This is a genomic window from Agrobacterium sp. S7/73, from assembly GCF_019355535.1.
GTDB lineage: Bacteria > Pseudomonadota > Alphaproteobacteria > Rhizobiales > Rhizobiaceae > Agrobacterium > Agrobacterium tumefaciens.
In genome coordinates, this window is the sequence record NZ_CP072138.1 from 688990 (window position 1) to 708209 (window position 19220).

The 19220-nt window shown below is 55.7% G+C and carries 14 protein-coding genes and 2 pseudogenes; 8 read left to right on the forward strand and 8 right to left on the reverse strand.

Annotated features, from left to right (window positions below):
* Positions 1-34: 34 nt before the first annotated feature.
* Positions 35-1618 carry an ABC transporter substrate-binding protein gene (locus J5276_RS27780; protein ID WP_219256740.1) on the reverse strand — a complete coding sequence of 528 codons (1584 nt, stop codon included), beginning with the start codon at positions 1616-1618 and terminating at the stop codon, positions 35-37.
* Positions 1619-2301: 683 nt separating this feature from the next.
* Positions 2302-2594 (reverse strand): annotated as a pseudogene (locus tag J5276_RS27785) (helix-turn-helix domain-containing protein); the annotation flags it as partial.
* A 178-nt stretch (positions 2595-2772) separates the two neighbouring features.
* On the opposite strand from J5276_RS27785, the pseudogene J5276_RS27790 reads away from it, so the two are divergent.
* A pseudogene (locus J5276_RS27790) lies at positions 2773-3000 on the forward strand (ArsR/SmtB family transcription factor); the annotation flags it as partial.
* A 78-nt stretch (positions 3001-3078) separates the two neighbouring features.
* On the opposite strand, the gene J5276_RS27795 reads toward J5276_RS27790, so the two are convergent.
* Both J5276_RS27795 and J5276_RS27800 read right to left on the reverse strand, forming a co-directional pair.
* Positions 3079-3294 carry a hypothetical protein gene (locus tag J5276_RS27795; RefSeq protein ID WP_209160050.1) on the reverse strand — a complete coding sequence of 72 codons (216 nt, stop codon included), beginning with the start codon at positions 3292-3294 and terminating at the stop codon, positions 3079-3081.
* Between the two features lie 388 nt (positions 3295-3682).
* Positions 3683-4609: a LysR family transcriptional regulator gene (locus J5276_RS27800; protein WP_209160008.1), complete on the reverse strand. Its 927-nt coding sequence runs from the start codon at positions 4607-4609 to the stop codon at positions 3683-3685.
* A gap of 213 nt (positions 4610-4822) precedes the next feature.
* Here J5276_RS27800 and J5276_RS27805 point away from each other — a divergent pair, with 213 nt between their 5' ends.
* The 3 genes from J5276_RS27805 (at position 4823) to J5276_RS27815 (ending at position 8632) form a co-directional block, all read left to right on the forward strand.
* Positions 4823-6175 carry an MATE family efflux transporter gene (locus J5276_RS27805; RefSeq protein ID WP_229002294.1) on the forward strand — a complete coding sequence of 451 codons (1353 nt, stop codon included), beginning with the start codon at positions 4823-4825 and terminating at the stop codon, positions 6173-6175.
* A 243-nt stretch (positions 6176-6418) separates the two neighbouring features.
* Complete coding sequence (locus J5276_RS27810) at positions 6419-7447, forward strand: histidinol-phosphate transaminase (protein ID WP_209160009.1); 1029 nt, start codon at positions 6419-6421, stop codon at positions 7445-7447.
* Between the two features lie 57 nt (positions 7448-7504).
* Positions 7505-8632 (forward strand): NAD/NADP octopine/nopaline dehydrogenase family protein, encoded by a 1128-nt coding sequence (locus J5276_RS27815; protein WP_209160010.1) that lies wholly within the window; start codon positions 7505-7507, stop codon positions 8630-8632.
* A gap of 245 nt (positions 8633-8877) precedes the next feature.
* Here the strand turns inward: J5276_RS27815 and J5276_RS27820 are convergent, their stop codons facing one another.
* From J5276_RS27820 to J5276_RS27830, 3 genes are read right to left on the reverse strand one after another with little or no spacing between them, the layout of a single operon-like run.
* Positions 8878-10008, reverse strand: a complete 1131-nt coding sequence (locus J5276_RS27820; protein ID WP_209160011.1) for a siderophore-interacting protein — start codon at positions 10006-10008, stop codon at positions 8878-8880.
* A gap of 18 nt (positions 10009-10026) precedes the next feature.
* The gene (locus tag J5276_RS27825) at positions 10027-11151 is read right to left on the reverse strand and encodes an ABC transporter substrate-binding protein (protein WP_209160012.1); all 1125 of its coding nucleotides are present in this window, start codon (positions 11149-11151) and stop codon (positions 10027-10029) included.
* Positions 11152-11158: 7 nt separating this feature from the next.
* Complete coding sequence (locus J5276_RS27830; protein WP_209160013.1) at positions 11159-13294, reverse strand: TonB-dependent siderophore receptor; 2136 nt, start codon at positions 13292-13294, stop codon at positions 11159-11161.
* A gap of 161 nt (positions 13295-13455) precedes the next feature.
* Here J5276_RS27830 and J5276_RS27835 point away from each other — a divergent pair, with 161 nt between their 5' ends.
* Positions 13456-14100: a TetR/AcrR family transcriptional regulator gene (locus J5276_RS27835; RefSeq protein ID WP_229002295.1), complete on the forward strand. Its 645-nt coding sequence runs from the start codon at positions 13456-13458 to the stop codon at positions 14098-14100.
* Positions 14101-14663: 563 nt separating this feature from the next.
* Here J5276_RS27835 and J5276_RS27840 read toward each other — a convergent pair.
* Positions 14664-15350, reverse strand: a complete 687-nt coding sequence (locus tag J5276_RS27840) for a GntR family transcriptional regulator (RefSeq protein ID WP_219256742.1) — start codon at positions 15348-15350, stop codon at positions 14664-14666.
* Positions 15351-15442: 92 nt separating this feature from the next.
* Here J5276_RS27840 and J5276_RS27845 point away from each other — a divergent pair, with 92 nt between their 5' ends.
* From J5276_RS27845 to J5276_RS27855, 3 genes are read left to right on the forward strand one after another with little or no spacing between them, the layout of a single operon-like run.
* Positions 15443-16447, forward strand: coding sequence for an Ldh family oxidoreductase (locus J5276_RS27845; RefSeq protein ID WP_229002296.1), 1005 nt, complete (start codon positions 15443-15445; stop codon positions 16445-16447).
* Between the two features lie 42 nt (positions 16448-16489).
* A complete protein-coding gene (locus tag J5276_RS27850) occupies positions 16490-17740 on the forward strand; it encodes an iron-containing alcohol dehydrogenase (RefSeq protein ID WP_209160014.1) in 1251 nt (416 codons plus the stop codon).
* A gap of 1 nt (position 17741) precedes the next feature.
* Complete coding sequence (locus tag J5276_RS27855; protein WP_209160015.1) at positions 17742-19220, forward strand: NAD-dependent succinate-semialdehyde dehydrogenase; 1479 nt, start codon at positions 17742-17744, stop codon at positions 19218-19220.

Consider the following 19220-nt stretch of genomic DNA (forward strand, 5'->3'; position numbering starts at 1 on the left):
ACGCCGCCTGATCGCGGCGTGTGGCTGATCACGGTCAGGCAGCAGGTTTGGCGGCGTCGATCGACCCGTCGGGATAGATGTACATGCCCTCAAAGTCCTTCTGCATTGCGTGGATCATCACGGATGTGAACAGCGAGAGTGCCGGCATCTTGGCGGTGATGAGAGGCATGGTCTCTTCCTGAAGGATCTTCTTGCGCTCTTCCAGAGTCGGTGCCGAACGTTCCTTGTCGAGGCTGGCATCGATCTCCTTGTCCTCGATGCCGCAGATGCGGTGCGAGGTGGAATGGAAATGGGTGCGCAGCACCAGATCCGGTTCCGGAGACGCTGTCGACCAGCCGCAATCGACCATATGGCCCGGGCCGCCGCCGGGGCGATGGTACAGTTGCTCGTTCCAGGCCGCAGGTTCAAGCACGGTCAGGCTGACGTTGAATCCCTGCTCCTGCAGCATGGCGGTCAGCATCTCGCCATATTCCTTGGTCTTCGGATAGAAGCCGACGGACGTGATGTATTCAAGTGGCGGCAGGCCTTTGCCGTTTGGGAAACCGGCTTCGGCGAGCAAGGCTTGAGCCTTTTCCGGGTCGAATTTCGGGTAGTTCGCCAGATCGACATAGCCAAATTTGACCGGCGAGACGAAGTTCGACGAGGCATGGCCGGCCGAGCCCATCAGTTCCATAATCATGTCGCGATCGATCGAATGGCATGCGGCAAGACGGATACGCGGATCGTCGAAAGGCGGTTTCGAGCAGCGGAACCACAGATACTTGTTCTCGACCGAAACGACCTTGTTGATGAAAATCGCGGGATTGTCCTTGATCGTGTCAACCTGTTCAGGCTCAAGACGTTCAACGATCGAAGCCTGGCCGTTCATCAGCGACAACATACGGGTGGTGGAGTCGCCTGTGAAAGTGAAGTTGATGCCGGGGATGACCGGCTTGCCCTTGAAGTAGCCGTCATAGGCCTGCATCACGGTGTCGTTGCCGCGCTGTTCGACGAATTTAAATGGACCGGTGCCGTTGAGCCGCTGGGAGAGCGGGCCGCCGGGGCCGCCGGCGACGTCCTTGGCCGACATGATCGGCAGGAAGGATGCAAGAAAGATGAAGAGATGGGCCGGATAGCCGCCCTTGGATGTGTCGACGATGACGGTGTAATCGTCAGGTGTTTCGATCGTCAGAGTCTCGGTCGGGCCGGGATACCACTGCGCCGGACGATCTGCCCTGGAGCCGTATTCGAAGGTTGCCTTGACGTCTTCTGCCTTGAACGGCTTGCCGTCATGGAAGACGATGCCTTCTCGCAGCTTGATCTGTAGCCGGTGGGGGTCAAGCAGCTTGATGTCGGTGGCCAGTTCGTAGACGACCGCGCCGGGATCATCGAGTTTCATCGGCGTGCGGGTAAGAAAGCCCATGACGAAACCTTCGATATTCTTCTGAGAAAGTGTCGTATGAGCGGTCGGGTCCCAGTTGCCGGTGATGTTTTCAGCCGACAGGAAGGTCATGGTCTTGCCGGCCTGCGCGAAGGCCGGCGAGATGAAGAAGTCAGGATTGATCTGCATATAGCCAGCGACGGCGGCTGCGCCCGCGGATCCTTGCAGGAAGCGACGACGACTGAATTCTGAACCCATCGAGTTCCCCTTTTCTATTTTGAATAAACCGTCAAATCAGTCAAAACGGTCAAATCAGTCACAAGCAAACGGCGTGCCAATTCAATTTTCAGACGGATATCGCGCTTTTGGGTCGGCGAAACTTGTGGGATTTGACCATTTATTGGTCGAATGAGAAAGAATTAAGCGGCCAACGAGATCGCTAAAATCACGGGGTTATTTCTGCCGTTGAAGCGGCGGACTGCTGATCGTTGTCAGGATGTGACCGAGAATAATGGCGGCGGTGACTGCAAGTGCCTCAGGATTGAAATTGCTACGAGAGTTCAACTGAATATTTCGGTTGCTCTTCTTTGTGTGCTTTCTGGAGAGCGGCACCTCCGTCCTCGATCCCACAGACCCGCCTGATCGATGCGGTCATTCAGGATCTGTGGGCGCCTCCGGTAAATGATCCGCTGATCAAATAGTCGCTAGCCGTCTTTTAAGCGACCGGTGCTTGGTGCTGCCTGTCTCTTCAGAACAACCGACCCTACCAGGATTTGAAGGAAGTTTTGCGGCTCAGGCCAGGACCGCGAAACGCAATTCTTTGGAGCTGCAGTCCACCTCGGAAAATCCGGTGTCGTGCATCCATTTCAACTGGTTTTAGATAGGAGAGCAACGATCGTGGGACATTCGTTCGAGCGCTTTGGCGATTTCCGCTTCGGATACGCCCAGCCATGCATGATGCGTTCGATCACCGACTGTCGAACGTGAGAGAACCGCGCCAGCTTGCAGAGTTTCGCATGTTGATCACACGACATGTCGTGCGTAGTCACGCAGTAATAGCCGGTTAGATCGAGCACCACCTTGTCGACAAAAGTGTTGCGTTTGATCTCGCGAAAGATCGTCGAGCGATGCCAGCCGAGCTGCTCTGCGATCGCACCAACACTCAGCCGGCCGTTCGCCAGCAGGCGATTTTCCGACGTTCATCGAGATCGATGTGGGAGTAGGAGCGTTCCATTGCATCTTCCTTGTGACTGATAACCCATTGGTATCATTCGCAAGTCGCACTTCAAGCTTGAAGCCACCCCCTTACAGGGAGAACGAAGATGCGTCGATTGTCTGAACATGATAGCTCCCTCTATTTCCAGCGTTGCAGTCAGGTGCTCAGCGTCCTGTGAAACGCAAAAAGACAGGAGGCCGTGCTAACATTGTTCAAAGGCGAGCGGAGCGTGACGCAGTTGGCGCACCAGATCGATCTGTCGCAATCGGCGCTTTCGCAGCATCTTGCAAAAATGCGCGAGGCGGGTGTCGTGGAAACAAGACGCCACGGACTTGTTGTCTATTATCGCATCGCAATGCCGGGGGTCAGCGGGCTATTGGAAGAGGTCAAGCAACTCCTTGAAGCAAACCCTGAAAAAGGGTGATGCCTATGTGCGCGCAGGATACCTTCTTGCCTGCGCGCGACTCGTCCCCGATGCTTGCTGCCTCATTCATGACAAGGCTTAGCTGGCGGCAAGACACGCCGTAACGCGCCTTTCTTCATCGCGCAGGCGTGCCAAGTTCTCATCCAATTCGCTCAGCCTCATCATATGGGCGGTGATCTGCAATGAGATGATGTGCCGATCATCTATCGAGAAACGTTCCCACCTTTTGAGATTGTCGATGACCTCAATGAGGTCGAGACGTTCCTCTTCGAACTTTTCCAGATTCCAGATAATCACAGGCGGGCTCCCGGTTCGACTTTACCTGAAACGTAGCATGGGCGGATCGGTTCAAACCGTTAGCATTTAGCGTAAATTTTATCTAAACTTTGCGGCCTGCTGCGGCTTTCCTGGACACCGAGTTATGGTGCTTCCAATCAAACTTAAACTTCAGGGTCCGCTAAGGGTCGAACGCAGATAACTCTACCCGAGGCGCGCGAATGTCGCGTTACGGCCTTGCGCCACCTCAGCGGACAGTCCCGCTCGCGGCCCCATTCCAGGCGTTTAAATTGATTAGATACTTGAACTGCCTCATTTATCTGCCGGCATTCATCGAAAGCTATGGCGGGCCGACAGTTCGAATCTGTTCAAGAGCTATAGCAATTTGCTGGTGCGCCATCGGAGTTTAACGGGGTGTTTGATGCGCGTCCGCCGCCTTGGAAGCTGACTTATCGAGTTTCGAAATGGACGACCGGACAGCAGCGAGAAACTCTTCCGCAATGCCAGATGCTCTGAGCATCTTGGGCCTAACATACCAAATTTCTGAAAAGACTGTCGGCACGAATGGGCGATAGACTAAACCCGGTCTCCCGTAGCTTCCCGCCGTGAGTTCATCGACCAGAGAAACACCAGCGCCGTTGGCGACCAAGTCGCATGCAACGAGTGACATCGGCGTCTCCAGATTCAATTTGCGCGAAACCCCAGCGTCGAGGAACACCTGGTCCGCTTCAGTGACATCGCCGATATCTCCGATCCGCACAAACTGTTCGCCGTCGAGATCTTTTGGGCTGATATTCTGGCGATCGGCCAGTCTATGGCTCGACGGCATTACACAGACCTCTTGCACTCGCGTCAAAAGTTCACTGGAAACCTGAGGATGCGTGGCTCGATTGTGGGTAAAGCCGATATCGATCTGCCCCGCTATCGCCCACTCGTGGATGCGCTCGGAAGTTCTGGCGTGTACAGAGATGGAAACGCCCTTCTTCTTCTGAGAAAAAGAGGTGACGATCGATGGCAGGAAAGAACCGGCGACGCTCGGCATAGCAGCGATATTCAGGCGTCCAAATTTCAGCTGCCTTATATCGACAGCGGTGCGGTGAAGACGCTGTATTCCTTCCCAGGCGCGTTCAACCTCCGCGGCGTACACCTCACCTTCCCTCGTCAAGATTAGACGTCGCCGTGTTCGCTCAAACAATTCCAGGCCAACGCGACTTTCAAGCTGAGAAAGAAGCTTGCTTGCGGCCGGCTGTGTTATAGATAAGGCATCCGCTGCGGCGGTTAATGTCCCATGACGAACGATCAGCCGGAACAACTCGATTTGGCGGATCCGCAATTTCCCACCTCTTCTATAACCTTTTGGAATGTCAGAAAGGCCAATCTTGTATTGATTTCAGCCGACCTATGGCGAGTTATTAGTAGCTATCATGTTGTAGCCATAGCAGTCCTGAAATGAAAGTCATCGAAGGTCCCAAACTGACTCCGGAAGAGTGTGTGGCCTGGATGCCTGGCACAAGCGACTTGGCTGGCATTTGAAGGAGTGCGACGTATGATGTCCATTGAGACCGTTGACGGTTCTGATCGGCGCCCGTTCGAGGTTACCAACAGAGTTGTCCTTTCCATCGCGGCACCGATGACGGTCGCCTACCTCACCACGCCCCTCTTAGGTTTGGTCGACACCGCAGTCGTCGGGCAAATGGGAGATGTTGCGTTGTTAGGCGGACTGGCGGCTGGCGCGGTCATTTTTGATCTCGTGTTCACGAGCTTTAACTTTCTGCGTGCGGGAACGACAGGACTTATAGCTCAGGCCTACGGCGCAGGGAATCCAGCTGAGGAGCAGACGATATTCTGGCGGGCTTCTGCCCTGGCGATTTTATGCGGTTTAATCCTAGCGATCGCTTCTCCGCTCATTTCCCTCGTAGGGATGTGGTTTATCGGCGCATCTGAAGCTGTTAGTGCCGCGATGAGCACCTACATCAAAATCCGCCTGTTAGCCGCGCCTCTGTCGTTGTTGAATTACGTGATCCTCGGTTACCTGCTCGGGAAGGGAGAAGCACGGATCGCGCTTGGTCTTCAGGTTCTTATAAATGTGCTGAACATTACCCTCTCGGTGTGGTGGGGACTGTACCTGGACCTGGGGGTTGGTGGTGTGGCGTGGGCAGCGGTAGCTTCCGAAACCCTCGCCGCCGCTCTCGGTACCGGGATCGTCCTTAGTGGATTTCAGCGCTTCGCTAGTTTCTCTTTGAAAGAACTGGCAGAGCGTACGGCGGTCAAAAGGTTGATGGTTTTTAATAGAGATATCCTTATTAGAACGTTTGTGCTGATGGGAGCTTTCGCGCTATTCACAAGGCAAGGCGCGCATCTTGGAACTGTTGAGATCGCGGCAAATGCAATCCTGATGCATTTCTTGGTCATTGCCGGCTTTTTTCTGGATGGCTTTGCGGCGGCTGTGGAGCAGCTGTCAGGTCGGGCCGTCGGTGCGCGCTACCGGCCGGCTTTCGACAAAGCAATCAAACTCACGACACTTTGGGGAGCTGTTCTTGCCCTAATATTTTGCGCAGTCGCTCTCATTTGGGGTGGCTCTCTGATCGGAGTAATAACGACTTCAGAAGAGGTGAGGTCGGAAGCTATCAAATATCTTCCTTTGGCGGCTCTCACTGGTCTGACGGGGGTTCTTGCCTTCCAGATGGATGGAATCTACTTGGGGGCTACGTGGTCCGCAACGCTCCGGAATATGATGTTGCTGTCGTTTACTATTTACATTGCAGCACTTTTCATACTTGGGCACTTTTTCGCAAATTACGGCCTTTGGCTGGCACTGCACATTTTTCTGATATTGAGGGGCCTGACATTGACGATAGCCCTTCCGCGATTACGCAACGCCACCTTTGGTGCTTCCTAGATCCATATCGCTCGGTGATAGCTTCGGAGCTGTCGGAGCTACTACGTTCACCGAATTTTACGTCAGCGCGCGCCTACTTCACCAACGATTTTGATGACACAGGCCATCAGCGTGCCTCGGCATGATCACCGCGCGGAATAAACATAACCAATTGGAATGTCATTGCCGCCGATCATGTATTGATTGGCTCTCCTATTGGTAGACTATCCAAGCGCCTTACAATCCAACATGGAAGGGTGTTTGATGTCTGTATCTTACGACGCAGGACGAGTTGTGGAAGGCAGCGGGTGGATCGCCTTACACAAAAACGAAAATCATTTTATCTCCCCTACGTGGGCAGAACGCGCGCTTCGTGCAAGCGCAAACATCAGGTTCGACTGCTATCCTGACCCATTTTCCGCTACAATCAGAGAAGAGCTCGCGAAGCTTTATGGTGTCGACTCGTCTAATATTTACGTTGGCAACGGGTCGGACGGAGTCCTGGCAGACATACTCGCCTTGCTACGGCTCAGGTTTGAACGGGTAAATCTCCCCGATGTCGGCTATAAGGTTTACGACATTTTGGCAGCACGCTTTAACTATGGCGTCAGGCGGTACAGGAGTATCCTGAACGAGAAAGACACGAGCCTACTTGTGGGGCTTTCGGTCATAGACTCGCCTAACGCGATCACTGGAGCGACAGTTCCCGCGTCTGTCTACGAGAATATCGCTGGCGCATCTGCGAACTTCGTCATCTGGGACAATTGCTACGGTGACTTCGAAGACAGAAGATTACAGATCCCGGATGACATGTCGAATATGGCCATCGTTCGTAGTTTCTCCAAATATTATGGTCTTGCAGGTCTGCGGATTGGCTACTGCATCGGTAGTCCTGAGCTGGTTTCCAGCCTTAACCAGATTAAAGATGTGTACAATGTGAACGGCGTCGCCCAGGCCATGGCTATCCAGGCGCTGACCGATGCGAATGAGTTTGAAGCGTCCGCAGCTCGGATGCTGCACGTCCGTATGCAATTGCTAAACCTGCTTTCTCGCTACGGCTTCGACGTTGTTGAGCCGCACGGAAATTTTATCTTCACAAGTCACCCCAAGATCACCGGTACTTCCCTTCAGAAGCATTTCGAACACTTCAATGTTCTCGTTCGAAGGTTCGGCTATCCCGAGACAGAAAACTGGCTGCGCATCACCGTTCCCAGTGAAGCGCATATGGAACGCCTCGCAGAGGCGATCCAATCGTCAGCGGCGAATGCCGAGTGCGCTCAACTTTCCAGCTGAGATTAGCGGTTAATTCCCTGAACCTGCAATCAAACAACGATTTGTGGAGGTAAACGAATGTCTGATACGTATTCTGTTTCTATAATCGGCGCAGGAAATTGCGGTTGTGCCTTTGCTGCGGATCTTTGTCAGAGGGGGATGGATGTGTTGCTTTACAGCCATCCCGATCACCGCCGTAATATCGATGCCATCCGGCAAAGAGGTGGTTTAACGGCGAGTATGAAAATCGAGGGTACTTTTCACCCTTTGACCACGACGGATATTGCCGACGCCGTTAACTTCTCGAGGTTCCTGATCATCGGCGTTCCCTCTTACGGACACGAGACTATCGTCTCTGAACTTGAGCGATTTGACCTCAGTAACCATACCATCGCTGTTATGAGTGGAAACTTCTTCACGCTGGCGGCCTTCGGCCGGTTGAATGCCAGATTAATTCTTGAAGCCAACGGATCGACCTACGCCTCTCGCATGAGCGACGGTGAGATAAAAGTAACCGGCATCAAAGCCAACCTGCCCATTGCTGCATATCCTTCAAACATCAGCACGCAGGATCAGAAGGTGGCCGCCGATATTTTGGGAGTACCGCTACACTGGTATAAAAACATTCTCGAGATCGGGTTATTTTGTACAAACGGAGTTTTGCACGCGATTCCTTCGGTTCTGCATACCGGGTGGATCGAAAGCACCAAGGGGGATTTCTACTTTTATCGCGAGGGTATTTCACCCTCGGTCGGGAATGTGGTGGAGGCGGCTGACAAGGAACGCCTAAAGATCTGCAAGGCCTTTGGTTTCGAGTTGCCGACTGTCCTCAGCGAGTTGACGGGCTTTTACGGCGGGAACTATGAACGCCTTTCGGACTTCGCGTTCCACACGAAAGTTCATAACGCTACCAAGGCGGCGCCTGCGAACATGCGTGACCGCTTTATTGCTGAAGATGTTCCCTTCGTCCTAGTGCCGTGGTGTGAACTAGCTTCTATGGTTGGCGTCAAGGTTCCGATGATACACGCAATTGTAGAGCTCGCCTCGGTGATCAACAACGTTAACTATTTCGAGGCCGGGCGGAATTTGCGGCGCATGGGTATCGAGGGCATGTCAAAGCTTGATCTCATACAGCTTGTCAACCACGGTCGAGTAAGACCACGCTGCGTCCTTGACGATCACCGTGAGGTCATCGGGCATTTATGATAAAATCTGAAGACTTGCGTCCGAACTGAATAAAACACCGCTGCATCAGCCATTTGTTGCAGCGGTGAATAGGTCTGCCATCCGTGGCGAATTTATCAGTCTTGAACAAACAAACCTGTCGGTCTGTCTTGGCTCAATCCCCGCGATCCTGGAGTAAAAGTTAATCTTCCGCTTATCAACGTCAGTAAAAATCTGTGCTGCTTAAATGACAGGGTTGATGGCTCCGATCTTATCAAGAGGTTAAATCATTCTCTTTGCTGAGGCAGATAGGCATCGCCGCCCTTGGCAATGATGTCTTCTTCGCTAAGGGAACGGTGCCAGTGCGAATAGAGCACGAAGCGATCACGCGATAGCCCCACGACATTCCTCAGGTGACGATGAATGGCACTGAAGGCCTTGTGTTCGCATCCACCCCAGAAGAAAACGCTCTCTCGGCATGTTGGCCATTGAATGGAGCGAATTGCGTCCTGAAGCAGCGTCGTTGTGCCTGCACCCTTACCGTCGCGATACAACCATTGGATCGAAACGCGGCTGGAAGAGGAAAGCGGCAGTTTATCGGCGGAGGTGTCGACTTCAATGAAGGCATGGCCGGTTGCCGTCGGCGGCAGATACTCGAGAATTCTGGCAATGCCCGGCAATGCAGTCTCGTCTCCGGCGAGAACATAAAAGTCTGCCGGCCTGGGGCCGTTGGCCGCCGGCCCCAGAATGCCGACGACATCGCCTGTCCGCGCATTCATCGCCCACTGGGTCGCCGGCCCGGGATGAGCATGAAGCGCAAAGTCGATCGTGATTGTCTGCCTTGCCATGTCGATGAAGCGGATCGTGTAGACACGCGTGGGAACCGCAGTATTGTCCGGCCAGACGACATGCCCGCGATGGTCAAGTAGCGGCCAGCGTGGCGCGGCGATGTCGCGCGGCTGGAAAATGAGACGACAGTGGAGCTGGTCTTTACGGTCGTAACGTTCGAGGTTCTCGCCCTTGAAGGCGATCCTGCGAAAGCGGGGCGACAGGTCCTCAATGGTCTGCACCTGCAAAATGCGCAGATCGTCAGGTAAGGCGGGATCCGCATGGTCGCCTTCCCATTGAATATCGAGATTTTCACGGGCGGCGATGAAACCGATCGGCCCGACCAGAGCATGTTTCAGCCGGTTCAGACCGCCGGGATCGGAAGCTTCCGCCGTCAACCGGAAACCGTTTCCGGTCGCCTCGAATGTGGCGTTGCCGAATGGCGAGTGGATATGATGAATGCCACCTGCCTTCTTAACGGTCATGTCGTGCGTTGCAATCGATTCAACAATCGGTTCGATATAGTCGTTAATCTTTTCAAACTGGACCGAGGCATGTGCGCGGTATCGGTTGTTGCTGGTCGATGGCATCGGGCGTGGCTCCGTGTCTCAGATCGCCGCCCACAGCGGTCCCTTTATGGGAAATGCTGCGAAGTCGCGATTGATGGTGTCGAGAATGGCGGTTGGATCGATATCGGCACATCGATCCGGATGCAGCCATCTGGCTGCCTGGGCGATAAACAGCACGTTGAGGGGCAAGTTGGTAATCAACCCGGTCCATATCCCGTAAACACGCTTTGAACGAACGCTCGGCAGATGTTCGAAACTCCGGCGGCCCTCGATCAGATGCTGCAATCCTTGTCGACCCTGTTCGGCGTCGATTCCAGGGCCGATGGACGGACGGCCACCCGAGGCCCAGCCGCCGCCGGAGGCGATGTAGACCTCATGCGGTGTGGCGAGAAGATATTCGAGCGCCAGCTTCTCAAACCACGGCGCGACCACGCCCGGAAGCGGCTGACCACCGGCCAGCGCCAGCAATTCGCCCCAGTTCTTTCTGCCCGCCGCCCAGCAGCAGTCGTCGAGCGTCGACTGGACCTCCAGATAGGTCGTGACGGGCTTCGCACCTGAAATGCGCGTTGCAATGCCCGCCAGTTCCCGTTCGACAAAGGCGATGTAGGCCTCGGCTTTGTCTGAAGCGCCCAGAAGTGTTCCCCACATGCGCATAGATGCTTTCATCGCATCAACAGGGCCGCTTGCCCGCGCCTCATCGACCGCGTTTGAGGCGGCGTCGCTGAACACCACGGGAATGCCGATCTCCTGCAGCCTCTGCAGCAGGGAATTCTCATCCCCCTGCGGCGTCATGAAGGCCGTGGTCACGATCAGGTCGGGAGACAGGGCGATCAGTCCTTCCAGGGAAAGCGTGTCCGGGCTCAGCGTTCCGACCGTGCTGACGGAATGGCCGTTCAGCAGGATCGTCTGCAATTCACCGCTGTCGAGCCGATCGACGGCGGCCCAGCCCACGACCAGCGACGCAGGATCGCGATGCAGGAGCGACATCGTCAGCAGGTCATGCGCCTCCAGCAGAACGATCCTTTTCGGCAGGGCAGGGAGGCGCACCTCGCGCCCCGCCATATCCCTCACGGTAACCGACTGTTCGGCTACGGCGGGCTGAATGCCGGAAAGGATGCCGGCCGCCGCAAAGGAGATGCAAAAGCCTCGTCTCGTTATGATCACGGCGACATCACCATTTGTATCTGAGGCCGGCGAGCACCGTGCGACCGTTGCCGTACTGGCAATAATACTCGGAACTGCAGGAGGAGTAATAGTCCTTGTCGAGCAGGTTGGTGACGTTCAGTGTCGCCTGCAGCCCCTTGAGTTTCGGGTTCGTTGCTCCAAAATCATAACGAAGTGCGGCGTCGAGCAGGGTATAGCCATCGGCTTTCACCGTGTTTGTGTCGTTACTATAGCTGGAGCCGACGAAACGCAGTCCGCCGCCGATGCTCAAGCCTTCCAGCGCACCGGATGAGACGGTGTAGTTCGCCCAGAGAGAACCGTAATAACGCGGCACGGCCTGCGGGCGGTTGCCTATGATCGATGTGATGCCGGATTCGGAAACTTCCGTGTCGAGCAGGGAAACCGCAGCGATCAGTTCGAGATTGCTGGTGAGGTTTCCTCTCGCCTCGAACTCCAGCCCGCGGGAATGGATTTCTCCCTGCTGTTCGTTGAAGCCTGATGAGGCGTTGTAATAGACCACATTCTGCTGACGAATATCGAAAGCGGAGAGCGTGAACATGGCGTCAAGCCCTGTAGGCTGGTACTTGACGCCCACCTCATATTGCTGCGCTTCCGTCGGCTTGAACGGACTGCCATTGGCGCCAACGCTGGTGGAAGGTTCGAACGAGGTGGAATAACTGACATAAGGCGCAATGCCGTTATCGAAAAGGTAAAGCAGGCCGGCGCGATAGCTTGTTGCGCTGTCGGATCGTTTCAACGATGTTCCGGCAAGGAGATTGTCAGTGTCCTGACGGGCCCAGTCGTGCCGCACCCCGAAAACACCGCGCAGCCCGCCGATCTCGATCTGATCCTGGAGATAGATGCCTGTCTGGCGAAGCGACTGATCATTGTCGACTGCCGTCATGAACGGGCCGACCGGTCGGCCGTAGACGGGATTGGCCACATCAAGCGGCGTCGCGCCACCCAGCAGATATTCCCAGCTGCTGCTTGAGTGCTGAATGTCGAGGCCGGCAAGAAGCGTATGACCGATGGCGCCGGTTTCGAACTTGAATTCAGCCTGGTTGTCGAAGGAAAAGCCTTCGGCGTCCTCGATGGAATGGACAGCCCAGCGGGGAATAATACCCGTCGCGGACATTGGCCCGTTCATCTGGAGCGAACGCATATCGGTATCCACGCCGGAATATCGGAAGTTGGAGCGGATGGTGACCTGGTCATCGAACCTTTGCTCGAACTCGTAACCGGCACCATACTGGGTGCGCCTGAACGCGTCGTAGTTGGGATCCCCGACATTGAGGTCCCGACTGAGGAAACCGGCATTGCCTGCGGGCGCCAGAAACTTCGGATAAAGCGAGTTGAAATAGCCGCCTTCCGGATCGCGCTGATAATAACCGGACACAACGAGCGAGGTATCCTCGTCCGGCTGCCACTTGAGGGATGGCGCAATGCCGAGACGCTTTTCATCCACATCGTCATAGCGTGTGCCGGAGGAACGGCCAACAATGCCGATACCATATTGCCACGTTCCATCGGTGGCGATGGGGCCGGTGGAATAAAGACCGCTCTGAACCCTTCCATCGGTCCCGACTTCAAGTCTTGCCTCGTTTGACGGCACGCTCGATGGCTTGCGGCTGACCTGATTGACAAGGCCGCCGGGGCTCACCTGGCCATAAAGAAGTGCCGCCGGCCCCTTCAGGACGTCGATGCACTCAAGGAGAAACGGATCAATGGAGGGTTTCGCAAAGGCCTGACCACGTTGAAGTTTCAAACCATCCAGATAATTCACATAATTGGTCGCCGTGCCAAATGCGCCGAAGCCGCGCAGAAATACGGAATCGTAACGCGAGTTCGAGTCCCGGTCGGACAATACACCGGCCGTGTAACGCAGCGCTTCACTGACCGTTTGCGGGTTCTGGTCGTCGATCTGTTTGCGCGTTATCACCGTAACAGATTGCGGCGTTTCCGCTAAAGGTGTCCCGGTTTTTGTTGCCGACCGAGTGAACTTGGCAGCAATCCCAGCGGCGTCGGCATTGCCCTGCACAACGATTGTTTCCAACCGTGTGCCCTGCTCCTGAGCCAGGGCATGGGTTGCCGCCAGAAAGGTTGTGGCTGTCAGAATGTTTTTAAAGGAAAGACCTTGCTTCACTATTCGCCCCCATGGTCGAAGCTTGGGAAATCTGCTAGAGTGAATAAATCAAACGGGACCGTCCTGTCCAGTTAATATGAAAGCGCTGGTCAACTTTTATGTTGGCAATCCTGGTCGACGTCTTCAAGCAGGTCGAGCACGGGCAAATGCGGAGGAATCTGGTGTCGGAAAGAACGAACGCAACAGCGCGGGTAGGTCGTCCTCTGAAGGCGGAACAGAACGCCGCAGCGGAAAGGATAATCGACGCTGCGACCACGCTGTTTGCGACGCGCGGTTTTGCCGGTACATCCATGGAGCAGGTCGCTTCGCAGTGCGGCGCAGGCAAGGATACTGTCTATCGCCGCTTTCCCTCGAAAGTCGCCCTGTTCGAGGCCGTGGTGGAACATGCTCATGCCCGAGCGGTGGCGCGGCTGAGAGACTTGCCGATGGCACAGGGCAACGCTCTTGAGCGCCTGCGGACCCTGATGCGCGAACTGCTGCATATCAACATGGAGCCGGACCTCATTGCACTGAAGCGCATCACCTTCAGTGAAGCTGTCGTGTTCGAAAAGAAAAGACCGATCCCGCCGCAGCCCGATCCGATCATGAACCGGCTCGTTGATGCCGTACAGACAGCGCAGGATGCGGGCATGGTTTCGACCGGGGATGTGAGCCTGATCGCCAACCATCTCATCCACTGTCTTGTCGCATTGCCCACCTCATCGGCGATGATGGGCAGCGCCGAATTTGATACAAGGCAGTCTGTCGATCTGTATTTCGACAGGACCTGGAACTGGCTTTACAGAGGAATATCGGCAGATAGCTAACAGCAGGGCCATCATCTTGTGGAGGGTTCTGGAGCCTGAAATCGAGCGGGCTGTCGCAAATATCCCAAAGCCTGTGATCCGTTCCGCCTATCGAATCATGCCACTTTGTGATGCCACGATCCAAACTGTGAATGACTTGAGTGAGATCGGAAGCCTCCTCCTTTACATATCTCGATAAAAGAACGTTGTCACAGTTTGGATATTGGGAGGTCTCACTCCGGCTCCAGTCCCAAATCAGCCATTCCAGCCATCGCGTGTTCTGCCTAGCTACTGATCGCGTTTTGAGTGAGTTTTCTAACAGGATCGCCGGTTCGGATCCCTTCAAGAGCGCACAATGTCTCCGGTACAAAACGTCACCTATCTCTCAGGTCGGATCAACCTCACTCCGACACTTTGTCGTGAAGCGGTTCAAGAAGCGTTTGAAATCTCAAGAGCGGCGTTCAATGTTTCGGGTTTGGTTGTCGTCGACGTCGTGCTCTCACACTACTATTGAAACTCGGTTGAGATGCTGCAATGGCAATCCCAGGAATGGAATAAAGGCATCGTCGATTTCCTATCCCGGCTCATTCATTCAAAAACGCGTCTTCGAAACGTGATTTCGAGCACAGGATATGGTGGCGCATTGCCGCTTCCGCATTCTCAGAGTTCCCGTCTTCGATAGCTGTGATCAGGTCCCTATGTTCTTGGTTCGCGTCGGTGGTCGCTCTCGCGTGGAAATAAAGACGGAACAGATGCACATGCGTGTGAAGGCGCTGCAAGCTGTTGTAAACGAGCTCGTTTCCGCAGTTGCGCGCGATGAAGTTATGGAAAGCGGCGTCGCGCTTGGCGAACTCACCATAAGCTGCCCTCGACTGGACCTTGTTTTCGCCTTGCATATCGGCATCAAGTGCTTTCAACTTGGCAATGATCTCGGCGCTGCGCTTGAGTGCCAGCTTGCCAGCAGCAAACGGTTCCAACAACAAACGCAACTCGTAGAGTTGATTGAGGCGATCACGATCAAGCTGTTCGGCGGCTCGGTAGCCGACGAGGTGCGTTTTAATGACTAGTCCTTGAGCCTCCAGCCGTGACAGCGCTTCGCGAATCGGTGTCTGAGAAACACCGAGAGAGCGAACGAGCCTGTCGACTGAAATCCGGCCACCGGGCGGAATTTTCAGGGACATGAGCTGGCCGTATAGAGCCTCATACACCTCGTTTCCAAGGCCTGTCGGTCGCCGCAATTGTTCCATCTCGCCATCTTCCAACAACTTCATTTCTTTCCTCGCAATAAATTTTGGCCTTGACGACTGCAATCTATCAATTAAGCTCCCTGACATCAATCAGATATCCGATAGGATTTTATATTGTGTCCACCATCGACGCCACAGCCCTTCTCAACCTCGCGAGTTCAGCCCTTCAAAAGGTAGGGGTTTCTTCGGAGCATGCAGCCCTTCAGGCAGATATTCTTCTGGAAGCTGAACTGCGTGGCGTGCCGTCACATGGTCTGTTGAGACTTTCACGCATCATTGCTCGCATTCAGAATGGCGTCTCCGATCCGGCAGCGACTGGCTCGCATGATTGGGCGTCGAGCGCGTTTCTGACGGTTGATGGTCAAAAAGGCCTTGGTCCGGTCGTTGCAAACGCCGCGATAGATGCGCTGCTTGAGCGCGCCAGGGAAACAGGCATCGCGGCTGCGGCAATCACCAATTCCAATCATATCGGGATGCTCGCATGGTATGCCGAGAAGGTTGCATCGAAAGGTTTTTCGATCGTCGTCCTGTCGACGAGTGAAGCGCTCGTTCATCCTTGGGGCGCGCGCAAGGCGATGATCGGGACGAACCCGATTGCGATTGGCGTGCCGACGAAAGATGGCCCATTCGTCATGGATACGGCGACGAGCCTGGTGTCGATGGGTGAAATCCATGACCATGCGCACCGTAAGGCAAGCATCCCAAAGCACTGGGCGCTCGATGACAACGGCGATCCGACGACGGATGCGGAAGCTGCCAAGAAAGGCGCGATTGCACCATTCGGCCAAGCGAAAGGCTACGCCCTTGGTCTCGCTTTCGAACTTCTGGTCAGCGGCCTGGCGGCGTCTGCAATCGGTCGTGATGTGCATGGCACGCTGGATGACACGAGTGTCTGCAATAAGGGCGACCTTATCATCGTCATGCCGGGTCCGCGCCGCGAGCTTGCCAGCTATTTGCAGGCGATCCGAGATATGCCGCCAGCTGACGGTTTCGATAAGGTGCTTATCCCCGGGGAGAGGGGACGTGCCTGCCGTGAGCAGAGGCTGCGCGACGGCGTTCCGGTTGTCGCCGAGGTTTACCAGAGCCTGCTTCAGCTTGCCGGGGCATCTGCTGCGGCCTGAATTAAATGATTTCTTGATTTTGTAAGCATTGGGAGGAGCAAAGTGACTTTATTCGGAGCCATCCGCACACCACGAAACATCGTGTTCGGTGCGGGCCAGCGCAGGTCGCTTCCACAATTCGCATCGCGCTCCGGACTGCGTGCATTGATCGTAACAGACGAACGTCTCGCAGCCGATCCTGACTTTCGTGACATGATCGACGCCGTCCACTCTGGAGGTGTCGATACGCACACCTTCACTGGCGTCATCGCGGAACTTCCCGTCGAATGCATCGCGGCAGGTGTCGCGACGGGCAAAGCTTTCGGTGCCGATTGCGTGATCGGCATCGGCGGAGGCAGTTGCCTCGATGCGGCCAAAGCGATTTCGCTGCTGCTTGCCCACGGCGGCACGGCGTCGGATTATTATGGTGAATTCAAGGTTCCGGGGCCGGTTCTCCCGCTCGTCCTGTTGCCGACGACCTCTGGCACGGGCTCGGAAGTTACGCCCGTTGCGGTTTTGACTGATCCCGACCGGGCGCTGAAAATCGGTATCGCCAGCCCGTATCTGATTTCCGATACCGCCATCTGCGATCCGGAACTGACCTATTCCTGCCCCCCATCACTGACTGCCGTGTCGGGCGCTGATGCGCTGACACATGCCATCGAAGCATTCACGACCGCCCGCCGTGAAGCGACTTCCAGTCTGGTGCACGATCATGTATTTCTCGGAAAGAATGCGTTCAGCGATCACTATGCCTTACTGGCGATCAGGCATATCGGCGCCAGTCTTCGCCAAGCTGTCGAAAATGGCGATGATCAGGTCGCGCGTGAGCGCTTGATGTTCGGTGCCATGGCTGCCGGACTTGCCTTCGGTACGGCGGGAACTGCCGCTGCGCACGCCCTGCAATATCCGGTCGGTGCGATGACACATACGCCGCATGGCACCGGGGTTGCGCTAATGATGCCCTATGTCATGCAGATCAATCGCGACTGGTGCGTTTCGGAAATCGTTGAAATCGGCCGCGCGCTTGGCGTTTCCCTGCCGGAAGGCGGAGGCGACAAGGCAGCGGACGCCACCATCGACGCCGTGGCTTCGCTGTTCAAGGCGATTGGCATACCCGCCACCTTGCAGGAATTGGGTATCACCCGCGAGCAGTTGCCTACCGTGTGCGAGCAGTCGTTGGGTATTGCCCGCCTCATCAAAAACAACCCGCGTCCGCTCGACGCATCGTCTATGGATATGCTGGTCAGCGCTGCATTCTCCGGCGACTGCACATCTCTTCGGGCATCTGAAAATCATAGAAAGGCCAGCTGACATGAATATTGCTGCAAAGATCGATTCCATGCTGAGCTTCGATATCGCTTCGCTGCCGACCGGGCTTTTCATCGGTGGCGAATGGCGTCAGGGGCAGGGCGGTAACACGATTGACGTCATCGACCCTTCGACGGGCGATGTCATCGTACCGGTGGCAGACGCGACCGTGGAGGACGCGATGGAGGCAGTCGCCTCCGCTCACCGTGCCGCCAAGGGATGGGCAGCAATCGCACCGCGCAAGCGCTCGGAGATTTTGCGTCGCTGCTTCGAGCTGATGATCGAGCGCAAGGTAATGCTTGCCGAACTCATCAGCCTTGAAAACGGCAAGACGATTGCCGATGCGCAGGGCGAGGTGGCCTATGCCGCCGAATTCTTCCGTTGGTTTTCCGAGGAAGCCGTTCGGTTGAATGGTGAAATTTCGACAGCGCCGTCCGGCGCCAACAAGATCATCGTGGAACATCAGCCGATTGGCGTTGCCGTGCTGGTTACGCCGTGGAACTTCCCCGCAGCAATGGCCACTCGTAAGATAGCGCCCGCCCTGGCAGCGGGTTGCACCTGCGTCCTCAAGCCCGCGACAGAAACGCCCCTTACGGCTCTCGTTCTGGCGGAACTTTACAAGGAAGCCGGTGTGCCGGATGGCGTCGTCAACGTCATCACGACCTCGAAATCCGGTGCCGCAGTCAGCGCTATGCTGAATGATCCGCGCGTGCGCAAGCTCTCCTTCACAGGTTCGACCGAGGTCGGTCGTGTTCTGTTGCGCGAGGCGGCCAATACAGTCGTTTCCTGCTCCATGGAACTAGGCGGCAACGCGCCATTCATCGTCTTTGACGATGCGGATCTCGATGCCGCAATCGAAGGCGCGATGATTGCCAAGATGCGTAACGGCGGTGAGGCCTGTACGGCTGCCAATCGCTTTTATGTTCAGTCCGGCATTGCCGAAGCCTTCTCCCGCAAGCTGGCCGAGCGGATGGGATCGATGACGGTCGCTGCCGGTTATGATCGCAGCGCCCAGTGCGGACCGCTGATCAACCAGAAAGCCGTCGATCGCATTCAGGCTTTGGTGGAAGACGCGAAGGCGAGGGGTGCGAATGTTCTGGCCGGTGGCGGGCCGCTGAATCGTAACGGCTTCTACTTCGCACCAACGGTCCTTTCTGGTGTCTCGTCTGCTTCCGATATCGCTTCCGAGGAAATCTTCGGGCCGATTGCCGCGATCACGACATTCGAGAGTGACGATGAAGTCGTCGAGCTCGCTAACGACACCGAATATGGCCTGATTTCATACGTTTACACCAAAGACCTCGCACGCGGCCTGCGCGTGTCTGAGCGTATGGATAGCGGCATGGTGGGCCTCAATCGCGGTCTGGTGTCCGATCCAGCGGCACCTTTTGGCGGAACCAAGCAAAGCGGTCTGGGACGCGAAGGTGCCCATCACGGCATCCTTGAATTCTGCGAGACCAAATACATCGCCGTCAGCTGGTAA